Origin of the sequence: Sphingomonas rubra (assembly GCF_900115745.1) — a bacterium.
Taxonomy (GTDB): domain Bacteria; phylum Pseudomonadota; class Alphaproteobacteria; order Sphingomonadales; family Sphingomonadaceae; genus Sphingomonas; species Sphingomonas rubra.
Genome location: NZ_FOXP01000009.1, coordinates 94,968 through 119,302, shown reverse-complemented (window position 1 = coordinate 119,302; position 24,335 = coordinate 94,968). Strand labels below are relative to the sequence as shown.

The 24,335-nt window shown below is 71.0% G+C and carries 21 protein-coding genes and 1 tRNA gene; 10 read left to right on the top strand and 12 right to left on the bottom strand.

Annotated features, from left to right (window positions below; translation table 11 throughout):
- Positions 1-2 precede the first annotated feature (2 nt).
- Together BM145_RS12075 and ftsE are read right to left on the bottom strand one after the other, a co-directional pair.
- Entirely contained in the window at positions 3-893 is an 891-nt protein-coding gene (locus BM145_RS12075) for a cell division protein FtsX (RefSeq protein ID WP_093333898.1), read from the bottom strand.
- Positions 894-895: 2 nt separating this feature from the next.
- Positions 896-1,600, bottom strand: coding sequence for a cell division ATP-binding protein FtsE (gene ftsE / locus BM145_RS12070; RefSeq protein WP_093333897.1), 705 nt, complete (start codon positions 1,598-1,600; stop codon positions 896-898).
- Positions 1,601-1,718: 118 nt separating this feature from the next.
- On the opposite strand from ftsE, the gene BM145_RS12065 reads away from it, so the two are divergent.
- Entirely contained in the window at positions 1,719-2,498 is a 780-nt protein-coding gene (locus BM145_RS12065) for a zinc-ribbon domain-containing protein (RefSeq protein WP_093333896.1), read from the top strand.
- A gap of 91 nt (positions 2,499-2,589) precedes the next feature.
- Positions 2,590-2,676: transfer RNA gene (locus BM145_RS12060), tRNA-Leu, on the top strand.
- A gap of 24 nt (positions 2,677-2,700) precedes the next feature.
- Here BM145_RS12060 and nhaA read toward each other — a convergent pair.
- The 7 genes from nhaA to BM145_RS12025 form a co-directional block, all read right to left on the bottom strand.
- Positions 2,701-4,119, bottom strand: a complete 1,419-nt coding sequence (gene nhaA / locus BM145_RS12055; RefSeq protein WP_093333895.1) for a Na+/H+ antiporter NhaA — start codon at positions 4,117-4,119, stop codon at positions 2,701-2,703.
- A 72-nt stretch (positions 4,120-4,191) separates the two neighbouring features.
- On the bottom strand, positions 4,192-4,800 hold the full coding sequence (locus tag BM145_RS12050) for a PilZ domain-containing protein (protein WP_093333894.1): 609 nt from the start codon (positions 4,798-4,800) through the stop codon (positions 4,192-4,194).
- A gap of 118 nt (positions 4,801-4,918) precedes the next feature.
- The gene (locus tag BM145_RS12045; protein WP_093333893.1) at positions 4,919-9,925 is read right to left on the bottom strand and encodes a DUF11 domain-containing protein; all 5,007 of its coding nucleotides are present in this window, start codon (positions 9,923-9,925) and stop codon (positions 4,919-4,921) included.
- Between the two features lie 157 nt (positions 9,926-10,082).
- Positions 10,083-11,210: a hypothetical protein gene (locus tag BM145_RS12040; protein ID WP_245739309.1), complete on the bottom strand. Its 1,128-nt coding sequence runs from the start codon at positions 11,208-11,210 to the stop codon at positions 10,083-10,085.
- Between the two features lie 23 nt (positions 11,211-11,233).
- Positions 11,234-11,686, bottom strand: coding sequence for a hypothetical protein (locus tag BM145_RS12035; RefSeq protein WP_245739308.1), 453 nt, complete (start codon positions 11,684-11,686; stop codon positions 11,234-11,236).
- 11 nt (positions 11,687-11,697) lie between these two features.
- Positions 11,698-12,552, bottom strand: a complete 855-nt coding sequence (locus tag BM145_RS12030) for a hypothetical protein (protein WP_177200193.1) — start codon at positions 12,550-12,552, stop codon at positions 11,698-11,700.
- Between the two features lie 408 nt (positions 12,553-12,960).
- Positions 12,961-13,386 (bottom strand): DUF1810 domain-containing protein, encoded by a 426-nt coding sequence (locus BM145_RS12025; protein WP_093333890.1) that lies wholly within the window; start codon positions 13,384-13,386, stop codon positions 12,961-12,963.
- A gap of 64 nt (positions 13,387-13,450) precedes the next feature.
- Between BM145_RS12025 and BM145_RS12020 the strand changes: the two genes are divergently transcribed.
- Entirely contained in the window at positions 13,451-13,954 is a 504-nt protein-coding gene (locus tag BM145_RS12020) for a hypothetical protein (RefSeq protein ID WP_093333889.1), read from the top strand.
- Positions 13,955-13,967: 13 nt separating this feature from the next.
- Positions 13,968-14,585: a YbhB/YbcL family Raf kinase inhibitor-like protein gene (locus BM145_RS12015; RefSeq protein ID WP_093333888.1), complete on the top strand. Its 618-nt coding sequence runs from the start codon at positions 13,968-13,970 to the stop codon at positions 14,583-14,585.
- Positions 14,586-14,598: 13 nt separating this feature from the next.
- Here BM145_RS12015 and BM145_RS12010 read toward each other — a convergent pair whose 3' ends face one another.
- Together BM145_RS12010 and BM145_RS12005 are read right to left on the bottom strand one after the other, a co-directional pair.
- Positions 14,599-15,621, bottom strand: coding sequence for a GGDEF domain-containing protein (locus BM145_RS12010; RefSeq protein ID WP_245739306.1), 1,023 nt, complete (start codon positions 15,619-15,621; stop codon positions 14,599-14,601).
- A gap of 66 nt (positions 15,622-15,687) precedes the next feature.
- A complete protein-coding gene (locus BM145_RS12005; RefSeq protein ID WP_093333886.1) occupies positions 15,688-16,227 on the bottom strand; it encodes a peroxiredoxin in 540 nt (179 codons plus the stop codon).
- Between the two features lie 68 nt (positions 16,228-16,295).
- Between BM145_RS12005 and BM145_RS12000 the strand changes: the two genes are divergently transcribed.
- Positions 16,296-17,096 carry an inositol monophosphatase family protein gene (locus BM145_RS12000; RefSeq protein ID WP_093333885.1) on the top strand — a complete coding sequence of 267 codons (801 nt, stop codon included), beginning with the start codon at positions 16,296-16,298 and terminating at the stop codon, positions 17,094-17,096.
- Between the two features lie 31 nt (positions 17,097-17,127).
- Here the strand turns inward: BM145_RS12000 and BM145_RS11995 are convergent, their stop codons facing one another.
- Positions 17,128-19,242 carry an AsmA family protein gene (locus tag BM145_RS11995; RefSeq protein WP_093333884.1) on the bottom strand — a complete coding sequence of 705 codons (2,115 nt, stop codon included), beginning with the start codon at positions 19,240-19,242 and terminating at the stop codon, positions 17,128-17,130.
- Between the two features lie 161 nt (positions 19,243-19,403).
- Here BM145_RS11995 and rpmI point away from each other — a divergent pair, with 161 nt between their 5' ends.
- From rpmI to pheT, 5 genes are all read left to right on the top strand, one after another.
- Complete coding sequence (gene rpmI, locus BM145_RS11990; protein ID WP_093333883.1) at positions 19,404-19,607, top strand: 50S ribosomal protein L35; 204 nt, start codon at positions 19,404-19,406, stop codon at positions 19,605-19,607.
- A 14-nt stretch (positions 19,608-19,621) separates the two neighbouring features.
- Positions 19,622-19,993, top strand: coding sequence for a 50S ribosomal protein L20 (gene rplT / locus BM145_RS11985; protein WP_093333882.1), 372 nt, complete (start codon positions 19,622-19,624; stop codon positions 19,991-19,993).
- Positions 19,994-20,195: 202 nt separating this feature from the next.
- Complete coding sequence (locus BM145_RS11980) at positions 20,196-20,555, top strand: GIY-YIG nuclease family protein (RefSeq protein ID WP_093333881.1); 360 nt, start codon at positions 20,196-20,198, stop codon at positions 20,553-20,555.
- 25 nt (positions 20,556-20,580) lie between these two features.
- Entirely contained in the window at positions 20,581-21,693 is a 1,113-nt protein-coding gene (pheS, locus tag BM145_RS11975) for a phenylalanine--tRNA ligase subunit alpha (RefSeq protein WP_425441094.1), read from the top strand.
- A gap of 106 nt (positions 21,694-21,799) precedes the next feature.
- A complete protein-coding gene (pheT, locus tag BM145_RS11970; protein ID WP_093333879.1) occupies positions 21,800-24,223 on the top strand; it encodes a phenylalanine--tRNA ligase subunit beta in 2,424 nt (807 codons plus the stop codon).
- Positions 24,224-24,335 lie beyond the last annotated feature (112 nt).

Genomic DNA, 24,335 nt, shown 5'->3' with positions numbered 1-24,335 from the left:
CCTCACAGCGTCCGTCCGAGCGCCCGCGTCACCGTCCACCGCGCGGCCAGCGTCGCGAGCAGGGCGAAGCCGAGCGGCAGCAGCGCCAGTGCGATCCAGTCGGCCGGCGCCAGCGCGACGCCGCCGACCAGCTCCGACCCCAAGGTCAACAGCTGCCGGCCGACCGCGGCGGCCACCGCCATCGCCGCGACGGTGCCGGCCAGCCCGCCGATCAGCGCGTCGGCGGTGATCCGCCGCTGGAACAGACGCGCCAGCTGCACGTCGGTCGCGCCCAGCATGTGCATGACGCCGATGGTGCCGCGATGCGCCTCCAGCCCGGCGCGCGCGGCCAGCACGACCACCGCCGCGGTCGCCGCCGCCATCAGCAGCACGATCCCGGCCGCCAGCCAGCTGAGCGACCGCATCAGCCCGCCGACCGGCGACATCCAGCGCGCATGGCGATCGACCCGCGCCGCCGGGCTGGCCGCCGTCGCCACCGCCGCAACGCGCGCGACCGCGGCGTCGCTGCCGCCGCGGGCGAGGTCGACGTCGATCATCGCGGGCACCGGCAGCCCGGCATCGGCGGCGTCGCTGCCCAGCCAGGGGCGCAGCAGTTGCTCCAGCTCCGCGCGCGGCACCGGCGTCGCGCGGACCACGTCGCGGCTTCGCCGCAGCGCCGCCAGCACCCGCGCCGCCGCGGCGTCGGCGCGGGCCCGGTCGCCCTCCACCACCTGCACCGTCAGCCGCCCGGCGAGCTGCCGGTCGATCAGCGCCCCCGCCGCCGCCGTGCCGAGCCCCAGCGCGGCGGCGAGCACGGTCAGGAACATCATGATCGCCATCACCGCGGTCATCGCGCGCAGGCCCGGCGCCTCGTCCAGCACCCGCCCGGCGGCGGCGCGTCCCCCAATCCGCATCCTCACGCCTCGCCCTCCGGCGGGTGGCGCAGCGATCCCGTGGGGTCGAGCAGCCGCCCCTCCTCCAGCCGCATCATCCGTGCCGTGGGAATACGCGACAGCAGGTGCAGGTCGTGCGTCGCCACCACCACCGTGGTGCCGAGCCGATTGAGCGAATCGAACAGGTGGATCAGCCGATCCGCCATCTCGGGATCGACGTTGCCGGTGGGCTCGTCGGCGACCAGCACCTCCGGCCGGGCGATCACCGCGCGGGCGATGGCGACGCGCTGCTGCTCGCCGCCCGACAGCGTCTCCGGCCGCGCCTCCGCCCAGTCGGCGAGGCCGACCCAGGCCAGCATCTCGCGCACCGACTGCTTTACCTCGCGCTCGTTCATGCCCGCGACGCGCAGCGGCAGGGCGACGTTGTCCGCCGCCGACAGATGCGGCACCAGCCGGAAATCCTGGAAGACGACGCCGATGCGCCGCCGAAATCCCGGCAGCCGCGCCCGCGGCAGCACCACCGCGTCCTCGCCGAACAGGCGGATGATGCCGCGGCTGGGCCGCTGCGCCAGGTAGAGGAGGCGCAGCAGCGACGTCTTGCCCGCGCCGCTCGCGCCCGTCACGAAGTAGAAGGCGCCGCCCTGCAGCGAGAAGCTCAGGTCGATCAGCGTCTCCGTCCCGGTGCCGTAGCGCAGGCCGACATTCTCGAACTGAACGATCGTCGCCATGAGCCGCAGGGTTTGGCATGAGCGACCGGCGGCTTCAAGCTTGCCAGTGGCGCGGCCGCCGTGTCACATTGACCGGCGGGGGGCCAAGCACGGCCCGGTAAGGCGTCGCGCAACCATCATGATCCTCGAATGCCCCGAGTGCCGCACCCGTTACCTGGTGCCCGACAGCGCGATCGGCGTGGAGGGGCGCACGGTGCGCTGCGCCAATTGCCGCCACAGCTGGTTCCAGGAGCCGGCGGTGCTGGACCTCACCGCCGCCTCGCCGGCATCTCCGCCATCGCCGCCGGCGGCCGAGATCGATCCGCCGCCATCATCGATCCCGGTGTCGTCGGTGCCCTTCCCCACGATGCCGGCGCCCGCGCCCGTGGAGCGGGTCGCGCCGGTGCCGCCGGTCGTCTCGCCGGTCGATTACGGTGCGCAGAGCTACGACGCGTTTGCCCACCGGCCGCCAATCCACGCCCGTCGCAATCCGGCGCGGCGCTGGACGGCGCTGGCGCTGGCGGCGGGGCTGCTGATGCTGCTCGGCGTCGCCGCGATCCTGTGGTCGGGCGCGCCCGGACTCGCCAACCAGTTCGGCCTCTCGGTCGGCCCGGCGGAAACGCCGCTGCGCCTGCGCGACAACCCGATCGAGCGGCGTGAGCTGGAGAACGGGTCCGAACTGTTCGCCGTCAGCGGCCAGGTGGTGAACCCGTCCTCGACCCGGCAGCGCGTGCCCGACATCCTCGTCGAGCTGAAGGACGCGGCCGGCGGCGGGGGGCGCACCGTGTACAGCTGGACGATCACGCCCGAGCGGCGGACGCTGCCGCCCGGTGGCACCGTCGATTTCAACTCGGCCAAGCTCGACGTGCCGGCCAATTCCAAGCAGCTGGAGTTGAGCTTCGTCGGCAGCGATACGTAAGGGGGTCGCATGAAAGCCGTTGCGTGGGGGTGGGAGCGCTGCTAGGGGCGCTCGCCTACCAGCCAGCGGAGCCTCCGCCGGCATGACACGGGCGGCCGTGGCGGAATTGGTAGACGCGCAACGTTGAGGTCGTTGTGGGCGAAAGCCCGTGGAAGTTCGAGTCTTCTCGGCCGCACCATCCCTATCGATGAACATCCCCCCTTCACGGGGACCCCGCATCGGCGGGTGATGCTTCATCCGATCCGACCGGTGCGGCGGCGCTCCACAGCACCAGATAGCCGAACAGCCCGGCGACCAGCGATGCCGCGAGGATCGCCACCGCGGCCAGCTCGATCTCACCCTCGTCGACGAAGGCGAGTTCGGCGATGAACAGCGACAGCGTGAAGCCGATCCCCGCCAGCCCACCGATGCCCAGCACCATGCGCCAGTTGACGCCCTCCGGCAGTCTTGCCGCGCCGACCCTGGTCGCCAGCCACGTCGCGGCGAGGAAACCGATCGGCTTGCCGAGCGCGAGCCCCGCGACGATGCCGCCCGTCAGCGGCGAGCCGATCGCCTCCGCCAGCAACTCCGCCGAGAAATGGATGCGGACGTTGGACAGCGCGAACAGCGGCAGCACGATGTACGACACCCACGGCGTCAGGATGCGGACCAGCCGCTCCGCCGCCTCATCGGTCGCCGCCGTCATCTCGTGGATATAGCCCAGCCGCTTCTGCGCGCGGCGGTGATGCTGCTCGGCCGCGGCGTCGTCCTCCGCCTCTTCGGCAGCGACGCGCGCTTCCTTGAACTGGTCCAGCGGCTGCTGGACGCGCTCGGCGAAGCGGCGTTCCGACAGGCGCGAACTGGTCGGCAGCAACAGCCCGACCGCCACTCCTGCGATCGTCGGGTGGACGCCCGACGCGAACACCCCGATCCACACCACCACGCCGAGCAGCACGTAGGGGATCGGCGCCACCCAGCGCAGGCGCAGCAACCCCAGGATGATGCCGTACGCCACCGCGGCGAGCAGCAGGAACCAGGCGTCGAGCTGCGCGGTATAGGCGATGGCGATCACCAAGAGACCGAACACATCGTCGATCGCGGCGAAGGCAAGCAGCACCGCGCGCACCGAGCCCGGCAGCCGCGTGGTGAACATGGCGACGATCGCCAGGCTGAACGCGGTATCCATCGCCGCGACGATGCCCCAGCCGTGCACCGTCGGCTCGCCCCGGTTGAACGCGACGAAGATCGCGATCGGCACCACCAGCCCGCCGATCGCGCCCGCCACCGGGAAGATCGCGGTGCGCAGCGACGCCAGCGATCCCTTGACGAACTCGCGCTTCACCTCCGTGCCGATGATGAGGAAGAACAACGGCATCAGCGCGTCGTTGACCCATTCCGCCGCCGATCGCGAGATCGTCCAGCTGCCGTAGCTGAGGCTGATCGACCGCTCCCACAGGCGGATATAGGCGTCGCCCACGTCCGTGTTGACGACGACCAGGGCCAGGATCGACGCCAGCAGCAGCGGCCCGCCCGATACCTGGCCGATCGCGAAGAACGGTTCGATCTTCCGCAGCAGCGCGGCGGCGGGCGAGTGGTGGGCGCGCGCCGCCACTTGTCCGGATAAACGGGGATTGGTGACCATGGCTGTCCTTCGTTCCCGATGCGAACGAAACAGCGGCGAAAAGGTCTCCGATGCGGGGACTTAGGCTCCGGCCTACCGTTCGAGGATGCGGGACAGGGCGTCGAGCGGCAGCGGCGCGCAGAAGCGGAAACCCAGCTGCCCGCCCTGTGCCCAACAGATCCGCCCGAACAGCGCCGTGCCGGTATCCACCAGCGTCACCTGGCCGGTCTGTCCCGCGTCGACCGCCTCGCCGGTGGCGAGCTTGACGCCGCCTGCCGAGATGTCGACCGCCTCGGCCGTGACCCGCTCGCCCTCCAGGCGCAGCGTCACCGGGCCGGACAGCGCGAAGCGCGGCGGGCGCGATACGAGCCCGTCGTCGCGCTTCAGCTGGAACACCTGCTCGATCGGCTGCGATTCGGCGAATTGCAATCCGGCCTTGCGGCCCTTTACCCAGCGTACCGTGCCGCGCATCGGCGGCAGTCCACGCACCTCCACCACCAGCTCGTCGCCGACCGCGGGCGCCTCCGGGAAGCGCGCCATCAGCCCGTGTTGCGAGATGTCGTGGACCACGCAGGCACCGTCGACGCCGCCGCGCTGCACGCGCCCGACCAGCAGCACCGACTGGTGCCGCTTGCCGCCGCTGCGGCGGTCGGCGGCGGCGAGGGGATCATCCCCGGCATGTTCCGGTTGATCGCTGAGCATGGTCACTTTCCTCCCACCGGTTGCATGGTCGTGCGTCGCGTGGCTCCGGCGGTGTCCATGCCGGCTGCTGTGGCGGTAACGGGTTGCCAAAAGGTTGCCGCACGGCGTCGTCCACGGGTCATCGCCCCTGCCTGCCGAGCCGAAGCAGCGACTGGTCGAACTTGACGCGCATGGTCACATAAGGTCCCGACCGGGTATAGCGGTCCGCCTCGAAATCGCGGTCGCGGTAGCCGGCGACGTTGTACCCGACGCTGATCCACGTGTTGCCGCCGGGCGACACGCCGAGGGACGGCCCGCCGCTCCACGCCCAGGCGCCGCGCCCGCGCCCGTTCGCATCCCACGCGTGCTGCACCGACGCCTGCACGCCGATGTCGACGCGGCGACCGGCGTCCTGCCGCAGTTCGAACCCGGTCACGTCGACGAAGCCCGCGTACACGTCGTCGGCGAACCGGCCGCGCACGTATTTGGCGCCGTAATACACCGTCGCCTCCGTCGCGTGCCCCGCCCCTTCCGCGCCGCTGCGATAGTTGACCGCGAGATTGTTGACCGCGCGCGAGGTCACCTGGTCGGCCCCGTTATAGGCGGGCACGCCCAGCGGATTGGCGCCGGTGATCGCACCGTCGGCGTGCTCGTGCCGCAGCTCGACGCGCTCCAGCACCGACCAGCGGCTGCCCGGCGGCCGCAGCGCCAGCGCCACATCGGCCGAGGCATAGGTCGCCCGCGCCCCGCCCTGCGCCGTGACGGCATAGGCGCGGAGACCGGAGGCGAGCGTCCGCCCCTCGCCCAGCGTGCGCAGCAGGTTGCTGGTGATGCCCCAGCGATCCTCGCGGTCGGCGTCGCGCCGCTCCAGCCGGCCGTTCCACGACCAGCGGGTTCCACGATAGCTCGCCCCCATCGTCACCGCGAGATAGTCGCCGTTGACCTGGTCCTGCCCCAGGAACCCGCCCGACGCGACCGGTTGAAAGGCGTTGATCCCGCCGGCCACCGGAATGCGTCCCCTGACTGTGCTCGACGCGTCCAGCGTGGCGTCGATGCTCCAGCGTTTGCCGATCGGCAGCGACTGACTGAGCCCGTACTGGGCGAAGGTGCGCGCGCCGTTCTCGCCGCCCCCGCCATCGGCCGCCTGCTGGTTCAGCGTGCTGAACAGCTTCGCGCCCGTCCACGGCGCCAGGTCGAAGCCGATCTGCGCGGTGTCGGTGGTGAAATCGCGGCCTTGCGCGATCTCGTAACCGGCGAGGAGGCGGATGCCCGGCCGCACCCGCCAGGCGGCGTTCAGCTGGTGGCGGGCGGGGAAGTCGACGCTCGCCTTGCCGCCCAGCGCAACCTGCGTCTGCGCCGACAGCGTCAGCGCTTCCCCCAGTTGCCGGCTGCCGCCGAGCGTCGCCAGCAGGCTGCGACGATCGCGTCCGTCGAGCCCGCGGTCGGCCGCGCCCTGCACGCCGGCGAACACCGTGCCCGCGTCGCGGCGGTATTCCAGCCGGCCCTCCCCCGCCAGACGCTCGCCGGTGCCCGAGAGTTGGCGCTGATACCAGCCGGTGCCGGTCAGGCTCCACCGCCTGCCGAGCGCGACGCGCGTGTCCAGCCCCAGCTTGCGCGTCCCCGCCTCCACCAGGTTCTGCTGGCCGACGCCGAACGCCTCGTCCTGCTGGCGCGCGTAGAGCAGTAGGTCGACGCCGGCGCCGTGGTGCTCCGCCTCGGCCAGGAAGGCGATACCGTCGGCCAGGCCCATCCGCCCGCCCGTCGCCAGCTCGCCGCGCAGTTCGGTGCCGCCCGCCAGCGTCGCGCGCAGGTCGGCGCCGACCACGGTTGCCGCGCCCGCGGTCTCGTCGCGGATCACGCTCGCGCCCAGTTCCAGCCCGCCCGTCCGTCCGGCGACGCGCGCGGCGGCGGCGAGCTTGCCCGCGCGCCCGGTCTCGACCTCGTACTCGGCGACGATGAATTGCGGGTTGAGGCGGAGGTCGCGCGCGAGCACCGGCTCGCGGAACCGCACCGTGCCCAGGCGGGTGTCGATGTCGTAGTCGATGTGCCGCGTCAGCTGGCGGGTCGCGACGATGCGTTCCGAGCGGAACCGGTCGCGCGTTTCCAGGCGCAGCTTGTCGCTGTTGGGCACGATGTCGCGCCCGCCCAGCCGGTAGGGGCCGGACAGGCCGTTACCCTGAATCTCGTCGCGCGCGTAACGCGTGTCGACCTTCGCGGCGAAGGCGGCGGCGCTCAGCCCTTGCCCCTGATAGGCCGCCTTGACGCCGTTCAGCGTGCGGTTGAAGCGGGTCAGCTGGGTGTCGGTGAAGCCGCTCTCGAAATCGCCGAACAGCGCGTAGAACTCGCGCCGCTCCAGCCGCAGGTACAGCTTGCGCCGGGTCGGCGCGTCGTAGCCCTGCACGGTGCCGTCGCCATACACGGTATAGTAGCGATCGGGATCGATGGTGCCGAGCAGCCCGCGCCGCGGGTCGTAGCGGCCGTCGCTGTCATAGGCGAGGGTCAGCAGCCACAATCCCCTGATCCGCCCCTTGGCGTAGAGCGCCAGCTGCCCGTCGGTGACCACCTCGCCGCGCCGTCCACGCGGCAGCGACCGTGCCCTGGTGCGGAGCGTGTCGTAGCCGATCGACCCCGCGCCGAAGCCGACCACCTGCCAGGCGCGCGCGGGCGCCTCCAGCCAGGCGCGGAACGCGCTGGCCCTCACCGCCTCGCCGTCGGCCAGCCGCACGACGCCGCGAACGGCACCGCCCTGCGTCGTCGGCGCCAGCGCCAGGAAGGCGTAACCGTCGTCGCCGACGACCTGCGCGACCGGGTCGGTACGCCCGCGCCCCGCCAGCGGCCGCTGCTGCTCCACCGCGACCTCGGCAGCGGCACGATAGGGCTGGTCGACGCGGAACGGCACGGGCGTGCCCGCGCGCGCCGGCCGGCCGGCGGCATCGACGACGCGCACCGCGATCAGCGGTCGGGTGAGCCCGTCCGCGACCAGGCGGCTCTTGGCCAGGTCCACCGTCGCGCGGACGCCGGCGCCGGCCTGGTGGACGATCCGCGATAGTTGGGTGACGACCCGGCCGTCGCTGCCCAGGATGTCGGCCTCCAGCCGGTTGTCCCCGGGGCCGAGGGGCACGCCCGTCCAGCGCGACACTGCCACCTCGCCCGCCGGCTCGCTGCCGTCGAACGCCAGCGGATCGGTTCGCCGGCCGTTGATCCGCAAGGCGACGCGCGTGCCCGCGGGGTGGCGGACGACGACGCGCTGCACGGCGGAGCGCGGATTGTGGTCGGCGGCGGGGAACAGCCAGTCGGCGGGGCCCGCGACCAGGCCCGCCGTCCAGTCGCGATTGCCCGCCGCGGTCGCGTCGTCGGCCACCGCGATCGGCAGCGCGTCGACGGCAAGGGGTGCCTTGCCGGTGGGACGCAGCTGGAAGTCGACGCGTTTCAGCAGCCCGCCCTGCCCCTCGACGAAGCGGGAGATCGCGCTGCCCGCGCTCCGCGTATCGGCGTCGCAGGCGACCGGCGCGTGCGTCGCCGGCAGGCTGCCGGTGTCGAGCTGGACGACGTGGCGCCCGGCCGGCACGCCTTCGAAATGGTAAAGGCCGTTGCGATCGGTGACGACGAAGCTGCCGTCCTCCAGCATCAGGCGCACGCCGGGGATGCCGCGCCGCCGGTCGACGGGATCACCGCAGTCGCCCCCCGTCACCCGCCCGATCACCGTCAACGCGTCGGAGAAGAGCAGCGCCTGCACGCGGACCGAGGCCGCCGCCTCGTTGCTGGCGACGCCCTCCCCCGTCACCCGCGCGCGGTTCAGCGCCTCGCCGACCGGGGCGCCCGGCGCGATCTCCACGGCGTAGGTGATCTCACGCGTGGCCGCGGGGCCGAGCGGATCGATCGGAAAGTCGAGCGAGCGGCCGTCCGCCGCCACCGCCGGCTCCGCCGCGCCGCGCGCCGAGCCGCGGCGATAGCGCAGACCCGACGGCAGCGTGTCGAGGACGTGCAGCGCCCGCGCCTCGCCGGTGCCGCGATTGGCGAGCTGCAGCCGGTACTGCACGACGTCGCCCGGCGACGCCTCGCGGACGGAAGCGGTCTTGGTCAGCAGCAGCGACGCGCCGGTCGCCGGCAGCGGCGCGCCGTCCGGCCGGTCGAGCGGAATGTCCGCGTAGAACGGATCGGGCGACGACAGGACGAGCGCACGACCGAAGCTCGCATCGTTGAGGATGAAGGGGGCGCCGCCCGGATGCGCCAGTCGCTCCAGTGTCGCGAGCGGCACGACGGAGGGCGCCGTATAGTCGCCGGGCGGCTCGACCTTGAGGAAATAGGTGCCCGGCAGCGTGTAGGGAAAGCGATAACGCCCCGGCAACGCGGGGTAGAAACGGCCGCCCGCGTCGGTGACCGCGGCACCGCTGGTGACGGTGGAGGGATAGCGGCTGACGCCGTCGTCTCCGTAGACGATCGCGGGTTCGCCATTGGCGTCGACCAGCGACACGATCGCGCCGTCGATCAGGGCACCGCTGCCGGAATCGAACACGAAACCGGCCGGATCGATCAGCAGGGTCGCGGCGGAGCCCAGGCTGGACGCGTCCCCCCCGAACGACAGGCTCAGCCGGCCGCCGCGCTGACCCCGGACGTCGCAGGGGACGAGGTCGGGATGCTTGCCCGTCGCGGTCGCGGGCACGCCGCCGACGAACGTGCCGCTGTCGGCGCCCGTTTCCAGCAGGTCGAGCGCCACCGCGACGTCGTCGACGGTGGCGGTGATCGTCGCCGTCTCGCGGACCAGCGGATCGCGATTACCGGCCGGGTTGTCGAGCGCCAGCAGCATGTCGGCGTAGATGTCCAGCGCGGCGACCTTGGTGGCGCGGGCGAACGCCTCCTCGTCGACCGGTGCAGGCGTGAAGGCGAGCGCGGGCGTCGTCCGGCAACGCATGCCGGTCAGCTCGTAATCGTCCGGCGGGCGGTAAAAGGCGAGCGTCGTCGGACGCTTCGCCTGCTCGACGTCGAGCGCGACGGTGTTGGAGCGGACCTCGGCCCAGGCGCCGGTTCCGTCCGCAAAGCGCAGCACGCCCGTGTTGGCGACGCGCACCGTCTCCCCCGCCACCCCGGCCGCGGCCAGGCTGAGCAGGGCGGCGAGGAGCCACCGGAGAGGACGGATGCGGGGCATGCGGGTGGCCGTGCCGGCGCGCGCGGGCGGCGCGCGCCGGGTGATGGCGTCTCCTTGGAAGGAAGCGGGCTAGGACGGAATGAGGAACGATCGACTTACCACCGTTCGCCCTTCGACTTCGCGCAGCGCGAAGGGGGCGAGGTGATGTCATTCCGCTCTAGTTGATCGTCACCCGGAACGAGGCGTTGATCGTGGTACTGCCGGCAAGCGACGGGATGATCGCGGTGACCCGCCTGGCGGTGGCGTCGTACGATCCGCGGTACGGGCCTGGATCATTGGCGTCGTCCGCGTCGTCGTCCTGCCCCTGGCCGAGCAGCACGCAGGTGCCGCCCGCCACGCCGATCGTCAGCGACTGGGCAACGTAGGTAGTGTTGGCGGGGACGATGTCGGTCAGCGTCACGTTCGCGGCGGCGGTCAGCAGCGTGGCGTTGCGGGCCGACAGGCAATATTCCACCACCGCGCCGGGCAGCGCCTTGGGATTGAGCGTGCTGACGCCGTCCGACAGGATCGTCATCGATTTGTTGACGGTCAGGTCGACGTTCTTCACGCCGACATCATAGGCGAGGTACGCGCGCGCCTCGCCGTCGTGCAGCCCGTCGCCGCCGATCCCGTCCGAGTCGTTGTCGGCGAACACCACGTCCACCTCGTTATCCTGGTTGAGGACGTTGAGTGTGGTCTGCCGCAGCCGCGCGCCGGCCGTACCCGCCGCGCCGCCCTCCGCCACGGTGACGTGCAGGCTGACGATCGCCAACTGCGCCAGCTGCGAGGTCGGCACGTCGCCCACCAGGAACACGGTGCGCGCCTCGTCCGGCTTCAACTCGTCGATGAAGGTCGCCACGTCGGTCCCGGGCTCGTAGGTGCCGTTGTCGTTGACGTCGACATAGGCCTTCAGGTTGGTCATGTCGTAATTGTCGGTGCCGACGTAGATAATGGTGCCCAAATTCTGGTCGGGATCGAGCAGGAAATCCTGCGTGCCGTTGGTGTTGTTGGTCACGCGGAACGCGGTCACCGCGCCGATCTGGCCCAGCGCCACGCTGGTGTCGGCATTCTGCGCCTTCACCACCGTCAGGTTGACCTTGCGGTCAACGACGAAGGTCGCGGTGTTAGACTGGACGGTCTGGGTCGCGCCGTTGACGCTGTAGGTCGCCTGCGCGGTGTTGCTGACGGTGGTGCCGGCGGGGGTTGCCGTGCTCGCCGTCTGCGCGGCGGCCTGCCCACCCGGAACCGCGGCGGCGACCGCCGCGGTTCCGGACAGCAGCAGGCGCCGCAGGACGATGCGGATCATGGATGTTTCTCCTGAGAAAGGGGTCATCGAACCACCGCCCGGAACGCGAACGCGCCTCCGCGGCCGGCCGCCAGTGACGTGGACAGGCGCCACCGGACATGGGTGACGTCGGACGCGGTCGCCGGCCGCGTGCCGCCGCCGGGCAGCGCGACGACGAGGCTGGCCAGCGGGCCGAAGCGGCGACCGTCGACCGACAGCTCGGGCATCTCCGTCCCGTGCGGTGCCCGATAGGCAAGGCCGCGCGGCACCGGATTGGCGATGACGAGGCCGCCGATCGGCTGTGCGCCGCCGTTGCGGAAGGCCACCTCGACGACCACCGGATCGCCCGGCCCGACGCGGGCGGGCGGGACCAGTTCGACGCGGGTACTGCCGTCCGGCGCGGCGACGCGGCGCTCGGCCAGGATGCGCGTCTCCAGCCGCAGGGGGTCGACGGCGGCCGCGGGTGTCGCGACGGCGGCGATCAGGAACGAAAGCAACGAAAGGCTCCTCATGGCAGGCGGACTTGAAAAGTGACGGCGTGGGTCGCCGCGGCGATCGGCACGGCGAGCGCGACCGCGACCAGGCGGCCGTCGCACTCGCCCGCATCGGCGTCGGCGGCGTCGCTCAGGGCTGCGCCGTCCAGGGTCAGGCTGTTGGCGACGTAGCGGGTGCCGGCGGGCACCGGGTCCTCGATCCGCGCCTCGCGCGCGCTGCCCGCCGGCAGCGTGGCGACCAGCGTGTAGGTGACGATCGCCCCCGATATCGGCCGTGCCGAGCCGTCCGGCGCGCGCACCGACTGCTGCTTGGCGAGCGTCGGCGCGGACCGCCCCGCGACCAGCGGCAGCGTGACGCCGGCGGTGGCGCCGGTCGGCCCCACCACCGCGTCGCCGCCCTCGTCGCCACGGCCGGGAAAGAGCTGGTCGACCTCGCCCGATCCGGTCTGCGCGCGCGCGCCGATTACCAGCGTGCCGTCGACCGGTGCGTCGGTGGCGGCGATCACCGCCACCAGGTGCAGCGCCTCGCCCGGCGCGAGAACGGGCGTGGTGCCGGCGAGCGGCTGGTCCACCGCGGCGTCGAAGCGGGCATCGCCGTCGCGATCGATCGCCAGTTGCTCGACGCGCACGCCCCCGCTCGGACGCACGGAAAGATCCAGTGCCTCGCGGCCGCTGCCCAGATTGGTCACCGTCGCCGTCACCGTGGTCGGCACGGACGCGATCGGGATCGGCGTCGCACTGTCCGCCGACACGCCGACGTCGAGCCGCTCGGCCACGGTGAAGGCCACAGTGTTGGAAGAACCACGCCGGATCTCGCCGCCGATCTCGTACAGGAAGTCGGCGCGGTTGCTGATGGTCGTTCCCGGCACGGTCTGCGCGAGGCCATGCTGTTCGGCGGTCGCGAGCAGGACGATCGGGAAGATGCTCTTCCTGACGCCCCTGGACCACGACCGACACGACCTCACCTGCAACCTACCCCACCTTCTGCTTGATGCGCGGAAGATGCAGTCAGGTGCTTAAGCAAAAGCTATGAAATCGAAGCTGTTTCTATTGTTGCCTGACGACCGGCAGGTACGCCGGAATTGGTTCGATGATGCACCATCGCCATCGCATACTTGATGATCGGACGATCAGTTCGATCCAAAATGCCTGTATCGGTGGCATTGCGCAGCCCACGGCGATTTCGCCTCGCCCCGCCCGATCGATGAAACCGGGAGCAGGGATGTTAGTTTCCCACTCCACACCACGTGACGGTCGAACGCACGTGGTGCCCAGTTTCAGCCCGGATCGCGCACTCGGATACGGGCCAGTGTCTCCGGATCGTCGATGCCGTCGTAGAAGCGATCGAGCACCGCCCGGAACGGCGCCGGATCGGCCGCCACCGCCGCGAACAGCGTCATCGAGGAACGCAGCTTCACCGCGTCGACCGATCCCATGATCGCGACGGCGCTGCCCGGTGCGCCGTGTACCGCCTCCGCCGCCGCGATCAGCCGCGGTCCGAGCAGCGAATGCCGCAGATACGCGACCGCCTCGGCACGCGACGCGATCGCGTAATGCCGCGCCGTCTCGCTGCGGCCCAGGCCGGCGATCTGCGGGAAGATCCACCACATCCAGTGGCTGCGCTTGGTGCCTGCGCGCAGCTCGGCCAGCGCCTGCTCGAAACTGGTCGCCTGCGCGTCGACGAAGCGGTGAAGCGCGTCCATGACGCCGTCATGCGCCGCATCGCTGCCGCTCGCAACCCGGCGGTACGGCGGGCGTTCTCCCCTCATGCGCCGCCCCTCCGCCCTGTTCGCCGTCTTCATGCTCACCGCGTGCGGGGGATCGGACCCGTCGACGGGCGAATCGCCGGGCAATTTCGTGCCCCCTGCCACCAGGCCGCCTACGCCCCTGCCCGGCCAGGTTCAGTCGACGCCGCTCAGCAATTATGTCGGCCACTACCCCAATGACGCGGTGGACGGCGTCGGCTTCTTCGACCGGTCGGAAGTCGCCAATCTCGTGGTCGACCTGGTGCCGGAGGAGGGCCTGCGCCGCACTATCGTCGGCCGCGAGGCGACCACGGTGCCGATCGCCCGTGTCGGATCGCGCATCGCGGCGCACGGATGCGAGGCGCACAACTGCGCCGATCGCAACTGGACGGTGCTGGTGGCGGCCGACGGCAATCTCGACGGCGGGTCAGTCTGCTACCACGATGCCGAGTCGATGGGCGACGCCAGCCGCTGGTCCACGCGTGCCGGGACCGAGCGTCGGCCCGGCACCTGTCCGCAGAACTGAGGAGGGTTCCCCGATGCTGCAACATATTCCCGAATGGCTGGGCCACGCCTTGTCGGGCGTGCGCGCCGGTGCGGAAAAGGTGGCGATTGCCGATCCGGCGCTGTCCCGGTTCGAGAAGCTGGAGCTGAGCAGCCCTGCTTTCGCCGATGGCGGTCGCCTGCCCGATCGGTTCACCGCCGACGGGGCGGGTATCTCGCCGCCGCTCACGTGGCGCGATCCGCCGGTGGGCACCGCTCATCTCGCGTTGTTGGTGGAGGACGCCGACTCGCCCACGCCGCAGCCGCTGGTTCATGCCGTGGTCTGGGGCATGCCGCCCGAGGCCGGCTCGCTGGCCGAGGGTGCGATGGCGGCGGACGGCGACGGCACGGAGGGCGGCGATGTCGGACGCAACTCCTACCTGCGCGAAGGCTGGCTGCCACCCGATCCGCCGACCGGGCACGGCGAGCATCGCTATGTCTTTCAGCTGTTCGCACTAGGCGCGGGTGCGCAGGTGACCGCCGGATCGCCCGGGCGCGGCGCGCTGCTGGAGGCGATCGGCGGGCACGTGCTGGCGGCGGGCGTGCTGATCGGCACCTACTCGCGCGGGGAACCTGCCGCGATCGGACCGGTCGGCGCGGTCGCGGCGGCGTGACGTCGTCGACACGCTATTCGGCGCAGGTGCGGTCCCGCCCTTGCGCCTTGGCGGTGTAGAGCAGCCGGTCGGCGCGATCGAACACCTGCTCGACGGCCTCGTCGTGCCGCATCGCGGTGACCCCGGCGGAGAAGGTGACGGCGCCGATCGGCGCGTCGGTCTCGCGGGTGCGCAGCCGGCGGGTCGACACCGCCGCACGAGCCGAATCGATCAACGCCACGGCCTGGGCAATGGTGGTGCCCGTCATCAGCACTGCGAACTCCTCGCCGCCGTGGCGCGTCACCAGGTGACCGTCGCAGATTGACGCCAGCGTGTCGGCGATGGCCCGCAGCACACGGTCGCCGACATTGTGGCCGTGCGCGTCGTTGATGGCCTTGAAGCGATCGACGTCGCACAGCGCCAGGCAGTGCGTCCCGTCGCGCGCCGCCAGCGCCTCCGACAGCGCCAGGCGGTTGGCCAGTCCGGTCAGCGGATCACGGCGGGCGACCGCGTGCGCATCGGCCAGCTTGGCGCGCAAGGCGTCGGCCTCGTCGGTCGCCCGCGCCAGCCGCTCCTCCGAATCGCGAACGCGCCGGATCATCGCGCCGGCGATTCTCGCCACCTCCGCGCGACCGCCCGTCGGCGTCTGCTCGATCGTCGCGACGCTGACCGCGAGGTCGCGGCCGAACCCCTTGGTGTCGTCATGTATGCCGCGCACGATCTCGGCAAAGCCGTCCACCTGCATCTGCGCTGCCGCCGCGAGCACCGATCCGGTCGTATCGGCGACGTGCCGGCTGCGATCGGGCAGCGCGGGTGCGCCGGAGACAGTGCCGGCCAGGCGCATCACGTCCGCCTGGGTCAGCCGGAACCCGCCATCAGTCAGCCGCTGCACCTCCGCCGCCAGCGCGGGATCGGTGCCGCTCAGCGCGGCGTGCGCGAAGGCGTAATGCAGCGGATCGGGACTGAGGCGATGGGCGACCAGGAAGGCGCCGATACAGGCGTAGAGATCGCCCGCGCTCGCGTTCCGTATCGCCGCACCTCCCATGCCGTCCCCCATCGATCCCCGATCACGGGTTAGACCGCCCCCGGTTAGTGAAAAGTAACTAGAACCGAAATCGACCCATCATCGGGGCAACTTCTTTACCGCTGCAAGTGTTTGCGCGACGTGTTCGGCAGGGTTCATGTCGTCGTGTACGAAGACGACCCGCCCTGAGCGATCAATGACGTAGCTGGTCCGCTTGGTGACGTCGCGCCCCGCGACTTGCTTGCCGAGCGCCACGTCATAGCCGGCGATCACCTTGGGCCCGGCACTCGCCACCGCGAACTTGCCGGCGCATTTTTCCGCCGAGAAGCGCGCGAGCGTCGCCACGTCGTCGGCGGACATGCCGATCACCGTCGCACCGGCGGCGCGGAACTGCGGGATCGCCTCGGCAAAGGCGTGCGCCTCCGCATTGCAGCCACCGGTATAGGCGGCCGGGAAGAAATAGAGCACCACCGGCCCCTTCTTGAGCTGTTCGGCGAGGTGGACGGGGATCACCTTGCCCGCCACGGCACCGCGCGTCGTGAAGTCGGGCGCCTTCGCACCGGGCGCGAGCGCCGCGAGCGCGTGGCCGGAAAGGGCGCAGAACAGGATCGGTGCGGCGAGCAGGGCGAGACGGCGCATGGGCATGTCCTTTGCGAGAAGTGCCGTACGGTGTAGCGCCCGTCCGCCCGACGCGATAGGCGGGATGCATGGCCGTCACCCGCTCCGACATCGATCTCGCCCACGCGCTCGCCGACGCCGCGGGCCAGGTGATCCGACCCTATTTCCGCCGGGACGCCGGGGTGGAGATGAAGGACGATCAATCCCCGGTGACGCGCGCCGATCGCGAGGCCGAGGCGGCGATGCGCCGGTTGATCGAGGCGGAACGCTCGGGCGACGGCATCCATGGCGAGGAATACGGGGTCAAGCAGGGCGTCAGCGGCCGGCAATGGGTGCTCGATCCGATCGACGGGACGCGCAGCTTCGTCGCCGGACGCGCGATCTTCGGCACGCTGATCGCGCTGCTGGAAGATGGCTGGCCGGTGCTCGGCATCATCGACCAGCCGGTGCAGCGCGAACGCTGGGTCGGCGTGGCGGGTCGGGCCACCGTGTTCAACGGCGCCCCCGTGCGCACGCGCGCCTGCCCGCAACTAAGCGGCGCGCTGCTCGCCACCACCAGCCCGCATCTGTTCGCCGACGACGATGTCGGCCATTTCACCGCCCTCGCCGCGGCGACCAGCGGCGACGGGCGCGGCATCGTCTACGGCGGCGACTGCTACAATTACGGCCTGCTCGCCGGCGGGCATCTCGACCTGGTCTGCGAGAGCGGGCTGAAGCTCCACGACTTCGCGGCGCTGGCACCGATCGTGGAGGGCGCGGGCGGGCGGCTGTGCGATTGGAACGGCGACCCGCTCACCGCGGCGAGCGAGGGGCACGTGCTGGCGATCGGCGATCCTGCCCGTACCGATGATGTGCTGGAGGCGTTGCGCGCGGTGCCGCACGCGCACTGAGCATCGACGGCGTCGGCCGGATGACGGCCGCTCAAAAGATCCCCAGGAACTTCTTGCGCTGCTTCTTCTCGACCTTGCCATCCTCCCCGGTCGCGGTCGTCCCCTTGCCGACGTCCTCGCGCGTCTCGCCCTCCGTCGTCCGCTGCGCCTTGGCGGTCGCGCCGCGCAGCACCGGGCCGCACGCGGTCGCCTTGGCGTCGCCCACGTCGACGAAGGCGAGCACGCCCGCGAGCGGCGTCGCCACCAGCGATAGGCCCAGCGCCGCGCCGGCGCGCCCGACCAGCTCGGGCGAGATCACGCCGAGCGTGGGGCTGGAGAAATAACCGCCGAGCCGCACGGGCGACTGGCCCGAGAACAGCGAGAACTTCTTGGAATCGGCGCGGATCGCCAGGTCGACCGCCTCGTTGCGGAACGAGAAGCCGCCGCGGCCGACGATCACGTTCTTGCTGGTGTCGATCAGAATCGGGTCCGCGGCCGCGACGCCGTTGCGGACGGTGAAGCCGATCAGCCCGCAGTTGATCGTGACCGGCTTCTCCAGCTTGCCCTCGAACATCTTCTGCGCGAAGGTGCCGAGATCGAGCTCCGCCAGCTGCACGTTGCGCGTCCAGAAGGTGCCCGCCGGCATCACGAACGCGATCCGCCCGCGCGACGTGCTGAGTGAATCGTGGATCGTGTCGCCGCGGCCCTTCAGCTCGATGCGCCCCCTGATCGTGCCGGTCGTCCCCGCCTCGATCACGCCGTAACCCGCCAGCAGCCGGCTCATCGGCGTCGGCGCGATGCGGATGTCGTAGGAGACGGCGCTCGGCCGCGGTCGCGTGTCGAAGATCACGTCGGAGGCGACGTTGCCGCGCGCCATGGCGAAGGTCAGCGGCGACAGCGCCAGCCGCCCGCGCTCCAGGTCGAGCGTCAGGTCGACGTTGCTGATCGGGATGTTGCGCGACTTCACCTGCCCGATCGTCCATTTCAGGTCGGCGTCGAAGCGCTGCATGGTGGCGATCGGGAAGGCGGCGTCGGGCATCAGCCGCTGGGGCGCGGCACCGGTCGCCCGCGCCGCCGCCACCGCGCCCTTGGTCGCGACGATATCGGGATTGTAGCCGATGAACGGCGCCGCATCGACGATGTCCAGGCTCTTGGTCGCGAGCACCGAGTCGAGGTGCAGCCGCGCGCCGTTGGTGATCGTCAGCCGCCCCGCCAGGTCGGTGCCGCCCGCGCGGCCGGTGATCCGGGTGAAGCGATATTCGTCGCCCGCCTTCACCAGTCGTCCGCGCAGGTCGTAGCGGCGGGTCTGCGGCAGCGCGACGTCGATGATCGCCAGTAGCGTCGACAGGTCGGACCCGCGCGCGCGGACCTGCAACGGCACGTTCTCAATATCCGCAATCGTGGGCAGGGTGCCGCCCAGGTCGACCACGTTGCCCGCCGCTCGCGCGCGGGCGACCAGCTTGTTCTCGCCGCGGTTGGCGGTGGCGTCAGGCGACAACAGGCGCGCGGTGACAGTGAACGGCGTGCCGCGGATGCGACCGTCGCCCGCCACGCCCACCGCGCGCCCGATCTGCGCGTCGACCGAGCGGATGTCGTCGACCTTCAGATCGGCGAGCAGTTGCATGCGCGGGTCGAGATAGCGGACGGTGGTGCCGGTCACCGTCGCCACGTCGATGCGCGGGAATTCCAGCGGCTCGCCGCCCTTCTTCTCGCTGAACGTCCACGTGTTGGCATCGTGCGCCGCGTTCCACTCCAGATCGACCGCGCCGTTCACCAGGTCCAGCCAGTAGATCCGGCGCTTGCCGAACAGGAGCGACAGCGGCGCGATCCGCGCGTCGATCCGCTCCGCCTGGAACAGGTTCGGCCGGGTGGCGTAGGACGGGTTGGAGATCGACAGGTTCTCGGCGGTGAACTTGATACGGAACGGCGCGAAGTAGAGCTGGAAATCGCCGCCGACGGTGACCGTCCGGTTGGTCAGCTTGCCGACGATGTTCTGGAACGGCGACTTCAGGAAGCGCCCCTTGGTGACGAACAGCACCAGCCAGGCCGCGACGATCGCGCCGACGATGCCGAGCAGCACGTTGCGGATGATCCGCCGTCGCCGCGTGCGCGTGGCGGGCGACGAAGGGGGGGCGGGGGTGGGTTCGTCGCTACGCGTCACGTCCATGGCGATACGGTATCGCACGGGCACGCGGGCGGTTCCAGCGCGGTTGCAATCCGCCGCCGCCGCCGCTATGCGCCCCGCTTCCCTTGCGACGAGTGGAAGGACGACCCGGCCAGTGTGGGCTGCCGCGGTTGTTCGTTTCGTCGCTCCAATCGGAGGATAAAATGCCCAAGCTGAAGACGAAGAGCGGCGTCAAGAAGCGCTTCAAGCTGACCGCGACCGGTCTGTTGAAGCACGGCGTCGCCGGCAAGCGCCACCGCCTGTTGCACCACAACGGCAAGTACATCCGCCAGAATCGCGGCACCAAGGTGCTGTCGAAGGCCGACACCGCGGCGGTGAAGGCCTGGGCTCCGTACGGTCTCGGTTGAGGAGGTAACACCATATGGCACGCGTCAAGAGGGGTGTAACCACCCGCGCCAAGCACAAGAACATCCTGGAACAGGCGAAGGGCTATTACGGCCGTCGCAAGAACACCATCCGCATCGCGCGGCAGGCAGTCGAGAAGGCCGGCCAGTACGCCTATCGCGACCGCAAGGTGAAGAAGCGCACGTTCCGCGGCCTCTGGATCCAGCGCATCAACGCCGGCGTCCGCGCCGAGGGCCTGACCTACTCGCAGTTCATGCACGGCCTGAAGCTGGCGGGGATCGAGCTCGACCGGAAGGTCCTGGCCGACATCGCCATGCACGAGGGCGAGGCGTTCTCCGCCATCATCGCGCAGGCCAAGGCGGCCTTGCCCCAGGAGCAGGCGGCGTAACGCCGGCTGATCCGAGGTGAGACGAAGGGGCGCCGGTGGCAACACCGGCGCCCTTTTTGATTTAGCTCCCCGGCCCTTCTCGCGATCCCCGTCATCCCCGCGCAGGCGGGGATCCAGATGTACGAACGGCTGTACTTCTAGCGGGAATGGCAACGCGTCTGGATCCCCGCCTGCGCGGGGATGACGGAGGAGAGAGCGAACGATGCGCGAGAACTTCCAGCCTTGCGTTTACCTGCTTGCCAGCGGTCGGCACGGCACGCTGTATGTCGGTGTTACCTCGAATCTCCTCGCTCGTGTCTCGCAGCACCGAGAGAGATCGATCTCCGGTTTCACGGCACGCTACCGTGTCGATCGCCTCGTCTGGTATGCCGTGGCAGACACGATGGATGCCGCGATCACGCGTGAGAAGCAGTTGAAGAAGTGGAACCGCGATTGGAAGTGCCGACTGATCGAGGAGAACAATCCCGATTGGGACGATCTCGCAACAGCGCTGGGCTTGCCTCCTCGCGGCATTCCCGCGAAGGCGGATGTGATCGGCGATAGTGAGAAGCGACGTGACTGACGACCTCGACCAGATGCGCGAGCAGATGCTCGCCGCCGTGGCCGCCTCTCCGGGACTCGACGCGCTGGACGTGGTCCGCGTCGACGCGCTCGGCAAGCAGGGGCGGATCACGCAGCTGCTGAAGACGCTCGGCGCCATGAGCCCCGACCAGCGCCAGGTCGAGGGTCCGCGCATCCAGGGCCTGCGCGAGGCCGTTGCCGCCGCGATCGCCGCCCGCAAGGACGCGTTGGAAGCGGCCGCGCTGAACGCGCGCCTCGCCACCGAGACGCTGGACATGACGCTGCCGGTCGACGCGGCACCCGCCGGCACGATCCATCCGGTCAGCCAGGTCATGGACGAACTGTCGGAAATCTTCGCCGACCTGGGCTTCGCGGTGGCGACGGGGCCGGAGATGGAGACGGACTGGCACAATTTTTCCGCGCTCAACATCCCCGACACGCATCCTGCGCGCGCGATGCACGACACCTTCTACCTGCAACAGGGCGTCGACGCGAAGGCGGCCGGCACCGCCGACGAACGCACCACCGTGTCGCTGCTGCGCACCCACACCAGCCCCGTGCAGATCCGCACCATGCTGGCGAACAAGCCGCCGATCCGCATCATCGCGCCCGGCCGCACCTACCGTTCCGACTCGGACGCCACGCACACGCCGATGTTCCACCAGGTCGAGGGGCTGGTGATCGACCGCGGCATTACGCTGGGTCACCTCAAATGGACGCTGGAGACCTTCCTGAAGGCGTTCTTCGAGCGCGACGACATCGTGCTTCGCCTGCGCCCCAGCTACTTCCCCTTCACCGAACCCTCGGCGGAGGTCGATGTCGGCTACACCTGGACCAAGGGCAAGCGCGTCATCGGTGGCGACCCAGATAAGATGAGGGGCGACGGCCCGAACGGCGGCTGGATGGAGGTGCTGGGCAGCGGCATGGTCCACCCCAAGGTGATCGCCGCCTGCGGCCTCGACCCTGCCGAGTGGCAGGGCTTCGCCTTCGGCTGCGGCATCGATCGGCTGGCGATGCTGAAATACGGGATCGACGATCTGCGCGCCTTCTTCGACGGCGATATTCGCTGGCTGAAGCATTACGGCTTCTCCGCGCTCGACGTGCCGACGTTGTCGGGCGGCATCGGCGCCGCGGCCTAGCCTCCCGCCACCAACGTCGCCCCGGCCGAGGCCGGGGTCTCCCCGGGGCGGCCACACCGCCCGCCAACAGAAAGACCCCGGCCCGCGCCGGGGTGAGGGGTCCGAAATGAAGTTCACGCTCTCCTGGCTCCGCGACCATCTCGATACCGAAGCCGACCTCGACACGATCCTCCGCACGCTGACGCGCGTCGGGCTGGAGGTGGAAGGCGTCGCCGATCCCGGCGAGGCGCTCGCCCCCTTCACCGTCGCGCGCGTGCTCTCCGCCGAGCGGCACCCGCAGGCCGACAAGCTTCAGGTGCTCCAGGTCGATGCCGGCAACGGCCCCCTTCAGGTCGTCTGCGGTGCGCCCAACGCGCGCGCCGGTCTGGTCGGCGTGTTCGGCGCGCCCGGCACCTACGTCCCCGGCGCCGACATCACGCTGAAGGTCGCCGCGATCCGCGGCGTCGAGTCGAACGGCATGATGTGCTCCGCGCGCGAGCTCCAGATCGGCGAGGGCCATGACGGCATCATCGAGCTGCCCGAGGACGCGCCCGTGGGCGAGAGCTACGCCAGCTATGCGGGCCTGACCGATCCCGTTATCGACGTGTCGATCACCCCCAATCGCCAGGATTGCATGGGGGTCCGCGGCATCGCCCGCGATCTCGCCGCCGCCGGTCTCGGCACGCTCAAGCCGCTGGCGGCGGAGCCGGTCGCCGCCAGCGGCGCCGGGCCCGCGGTGCGCACCGACACCCCCGGCTGCCCTGCCCTCTTCGCGCAGAACGTCTCCGGCGTGACCAACGGCGACTCGCCCGAGTGGATGCGCCGCCGCCTGACCGCGATCGGCCAGAAGCCGATCTCCACGCTGGTCGACATCACCAACTATTTGATGATCGACCTCGGCCGGCCGTTGCACGTCTACGACCGCGCGACGCTCGCCGGGCCGCTCGTCGCGCGCGCCGCGACGGAGGGCGAGGAGGTACTGGCGCTCAACGGCAAGACGTACCGCCTGTCCGCGGGCATGACCGTGATCGCCGACGACGCGGCCGTGCACGACATCGGCGGCATCATGGGCGGCGAGCATTCGGGCGTCACGCCCGCCACCACCGACGTGCTGATCGAGTGCGCCTATTTCGACCCGGACGGCATCGCCCGCACCGGCCAGGCGCTCGCCCTGACCAGCGACGCGCGCCAGCGGTTCGAGCGCGGCGTCGACCCCGCTTTCCTCGACGACGGCCTCGCCATCGCCACCCGCCTCGTCGTCGATCTGTGCGGCGGCACGCCCAGCGAGGTGACGCGCGCCGGCAGCCCGCCGGTGGAGCCGCGGGTCATCTCCTACGACCCGGACCTCTGCCGCACGCTCGGCGGCCTCGCCGTGCCGGCGGCGCGGCAGGCACGCATCCTGTTGTCGCTCGGCTTCTCGGTCGGCGCGATCGACCATGCCGACGCATATAGCGACGCGCTGTTCTCGCAGATCGAGGGGCGCTGGCCGGTGCGCGTGCCGACCTGGCGCCGCGACGTCGACGGTCCCGCCGACCTGGTCGAGGAGGTGATCCGCATCGAGGGGATCGACCGCGTCGCCGCCGTGCCGCTGCCGCGCGTGCCCGGCGTCGCCCGCCCCACCGCCACGCCCGAGCAGAAGCTGGAACGCCGGGTCCGCCGCGCCGCCGCCGCGCGCGGGCTGGACGAGGCGGTGACCTGGAGCTTCGTCTCGGCGCGGGATGCGGCGCCCTTCGGCGGCGGCGCGTGGAGCCTTGCCAACCCGATCAGCGAGGAGCTGAAGGTCATGCGCCCGTCGCTGCTGCCCGGCCTGCTGTCGGCGACGCACCGCAACCTGGCGCGCGGGCAAGGCGGCGTCCGCCTGTTCGAGATCGGCCGCCGCTACCTGGCGGACGGCGAGCGGCCGACGCTGGGGCTGGTCCTGGCCGGCGACCGACGCCCGCGCGGCTGGCGCGAGGGCAAGGCAGCGGGGTTCGATGCCTACGATGCCAAGGCGGAAGCGCTGGCGCTGCTCGCCGCCGCCGGCGCGCCGGTCGACAATCTCCAGGTGATGCCCGTCCCAAGCGAAGCCGAGGGAGGCGAGGCTGGGGAGGCATGGCATCCCGGTCGCTCGGGCACGCTGCGCCTCGGCCCCAAGACGATCCTGGCACGCTTCGGCATGCTTCACCCCAGCCTGCTCAAGGCATTCGACCTCGATGGGCCGATCGCCGCGGTCGAGCTGTACCTGGACGCGCTGCCGGCCAAGCGGGGAAGCGGTCTCGCCCGCGCGCCCTACGCGCCGCCCGCGCTCCAGCCGGTGCGCCGCGACTTCGCCTTCATCGTCCCGACCGGCCTTGCCGCCGACGCGCTGGTCCGCGCCGTTCGCGGTGCCGACAAGGTTAACATCGTGGCGGCGCGCGTGTTCGACCTGTTCGAGCGGGAGGACGAGCGATCGATGGCGGTCGAGATCGTGCTTCAGCCGTCGGAGAAGAGCTACACCGATGCCGACCTGAAGGCCGTCGCCGACAAGGTCGTCGCGGCGGCGGCGAAGCTGGGCGCGACCTTGCGGGGGTGAACCGCCCCTTCGTCACGCCGGGCTCGTCCCGGCGTCCAGGGTCAAGCACCGTCAACGCCCGTGGCTCCGGATGCCGGAACGACCCCGGCATGACGAAGAGCGGAGGAAGAAG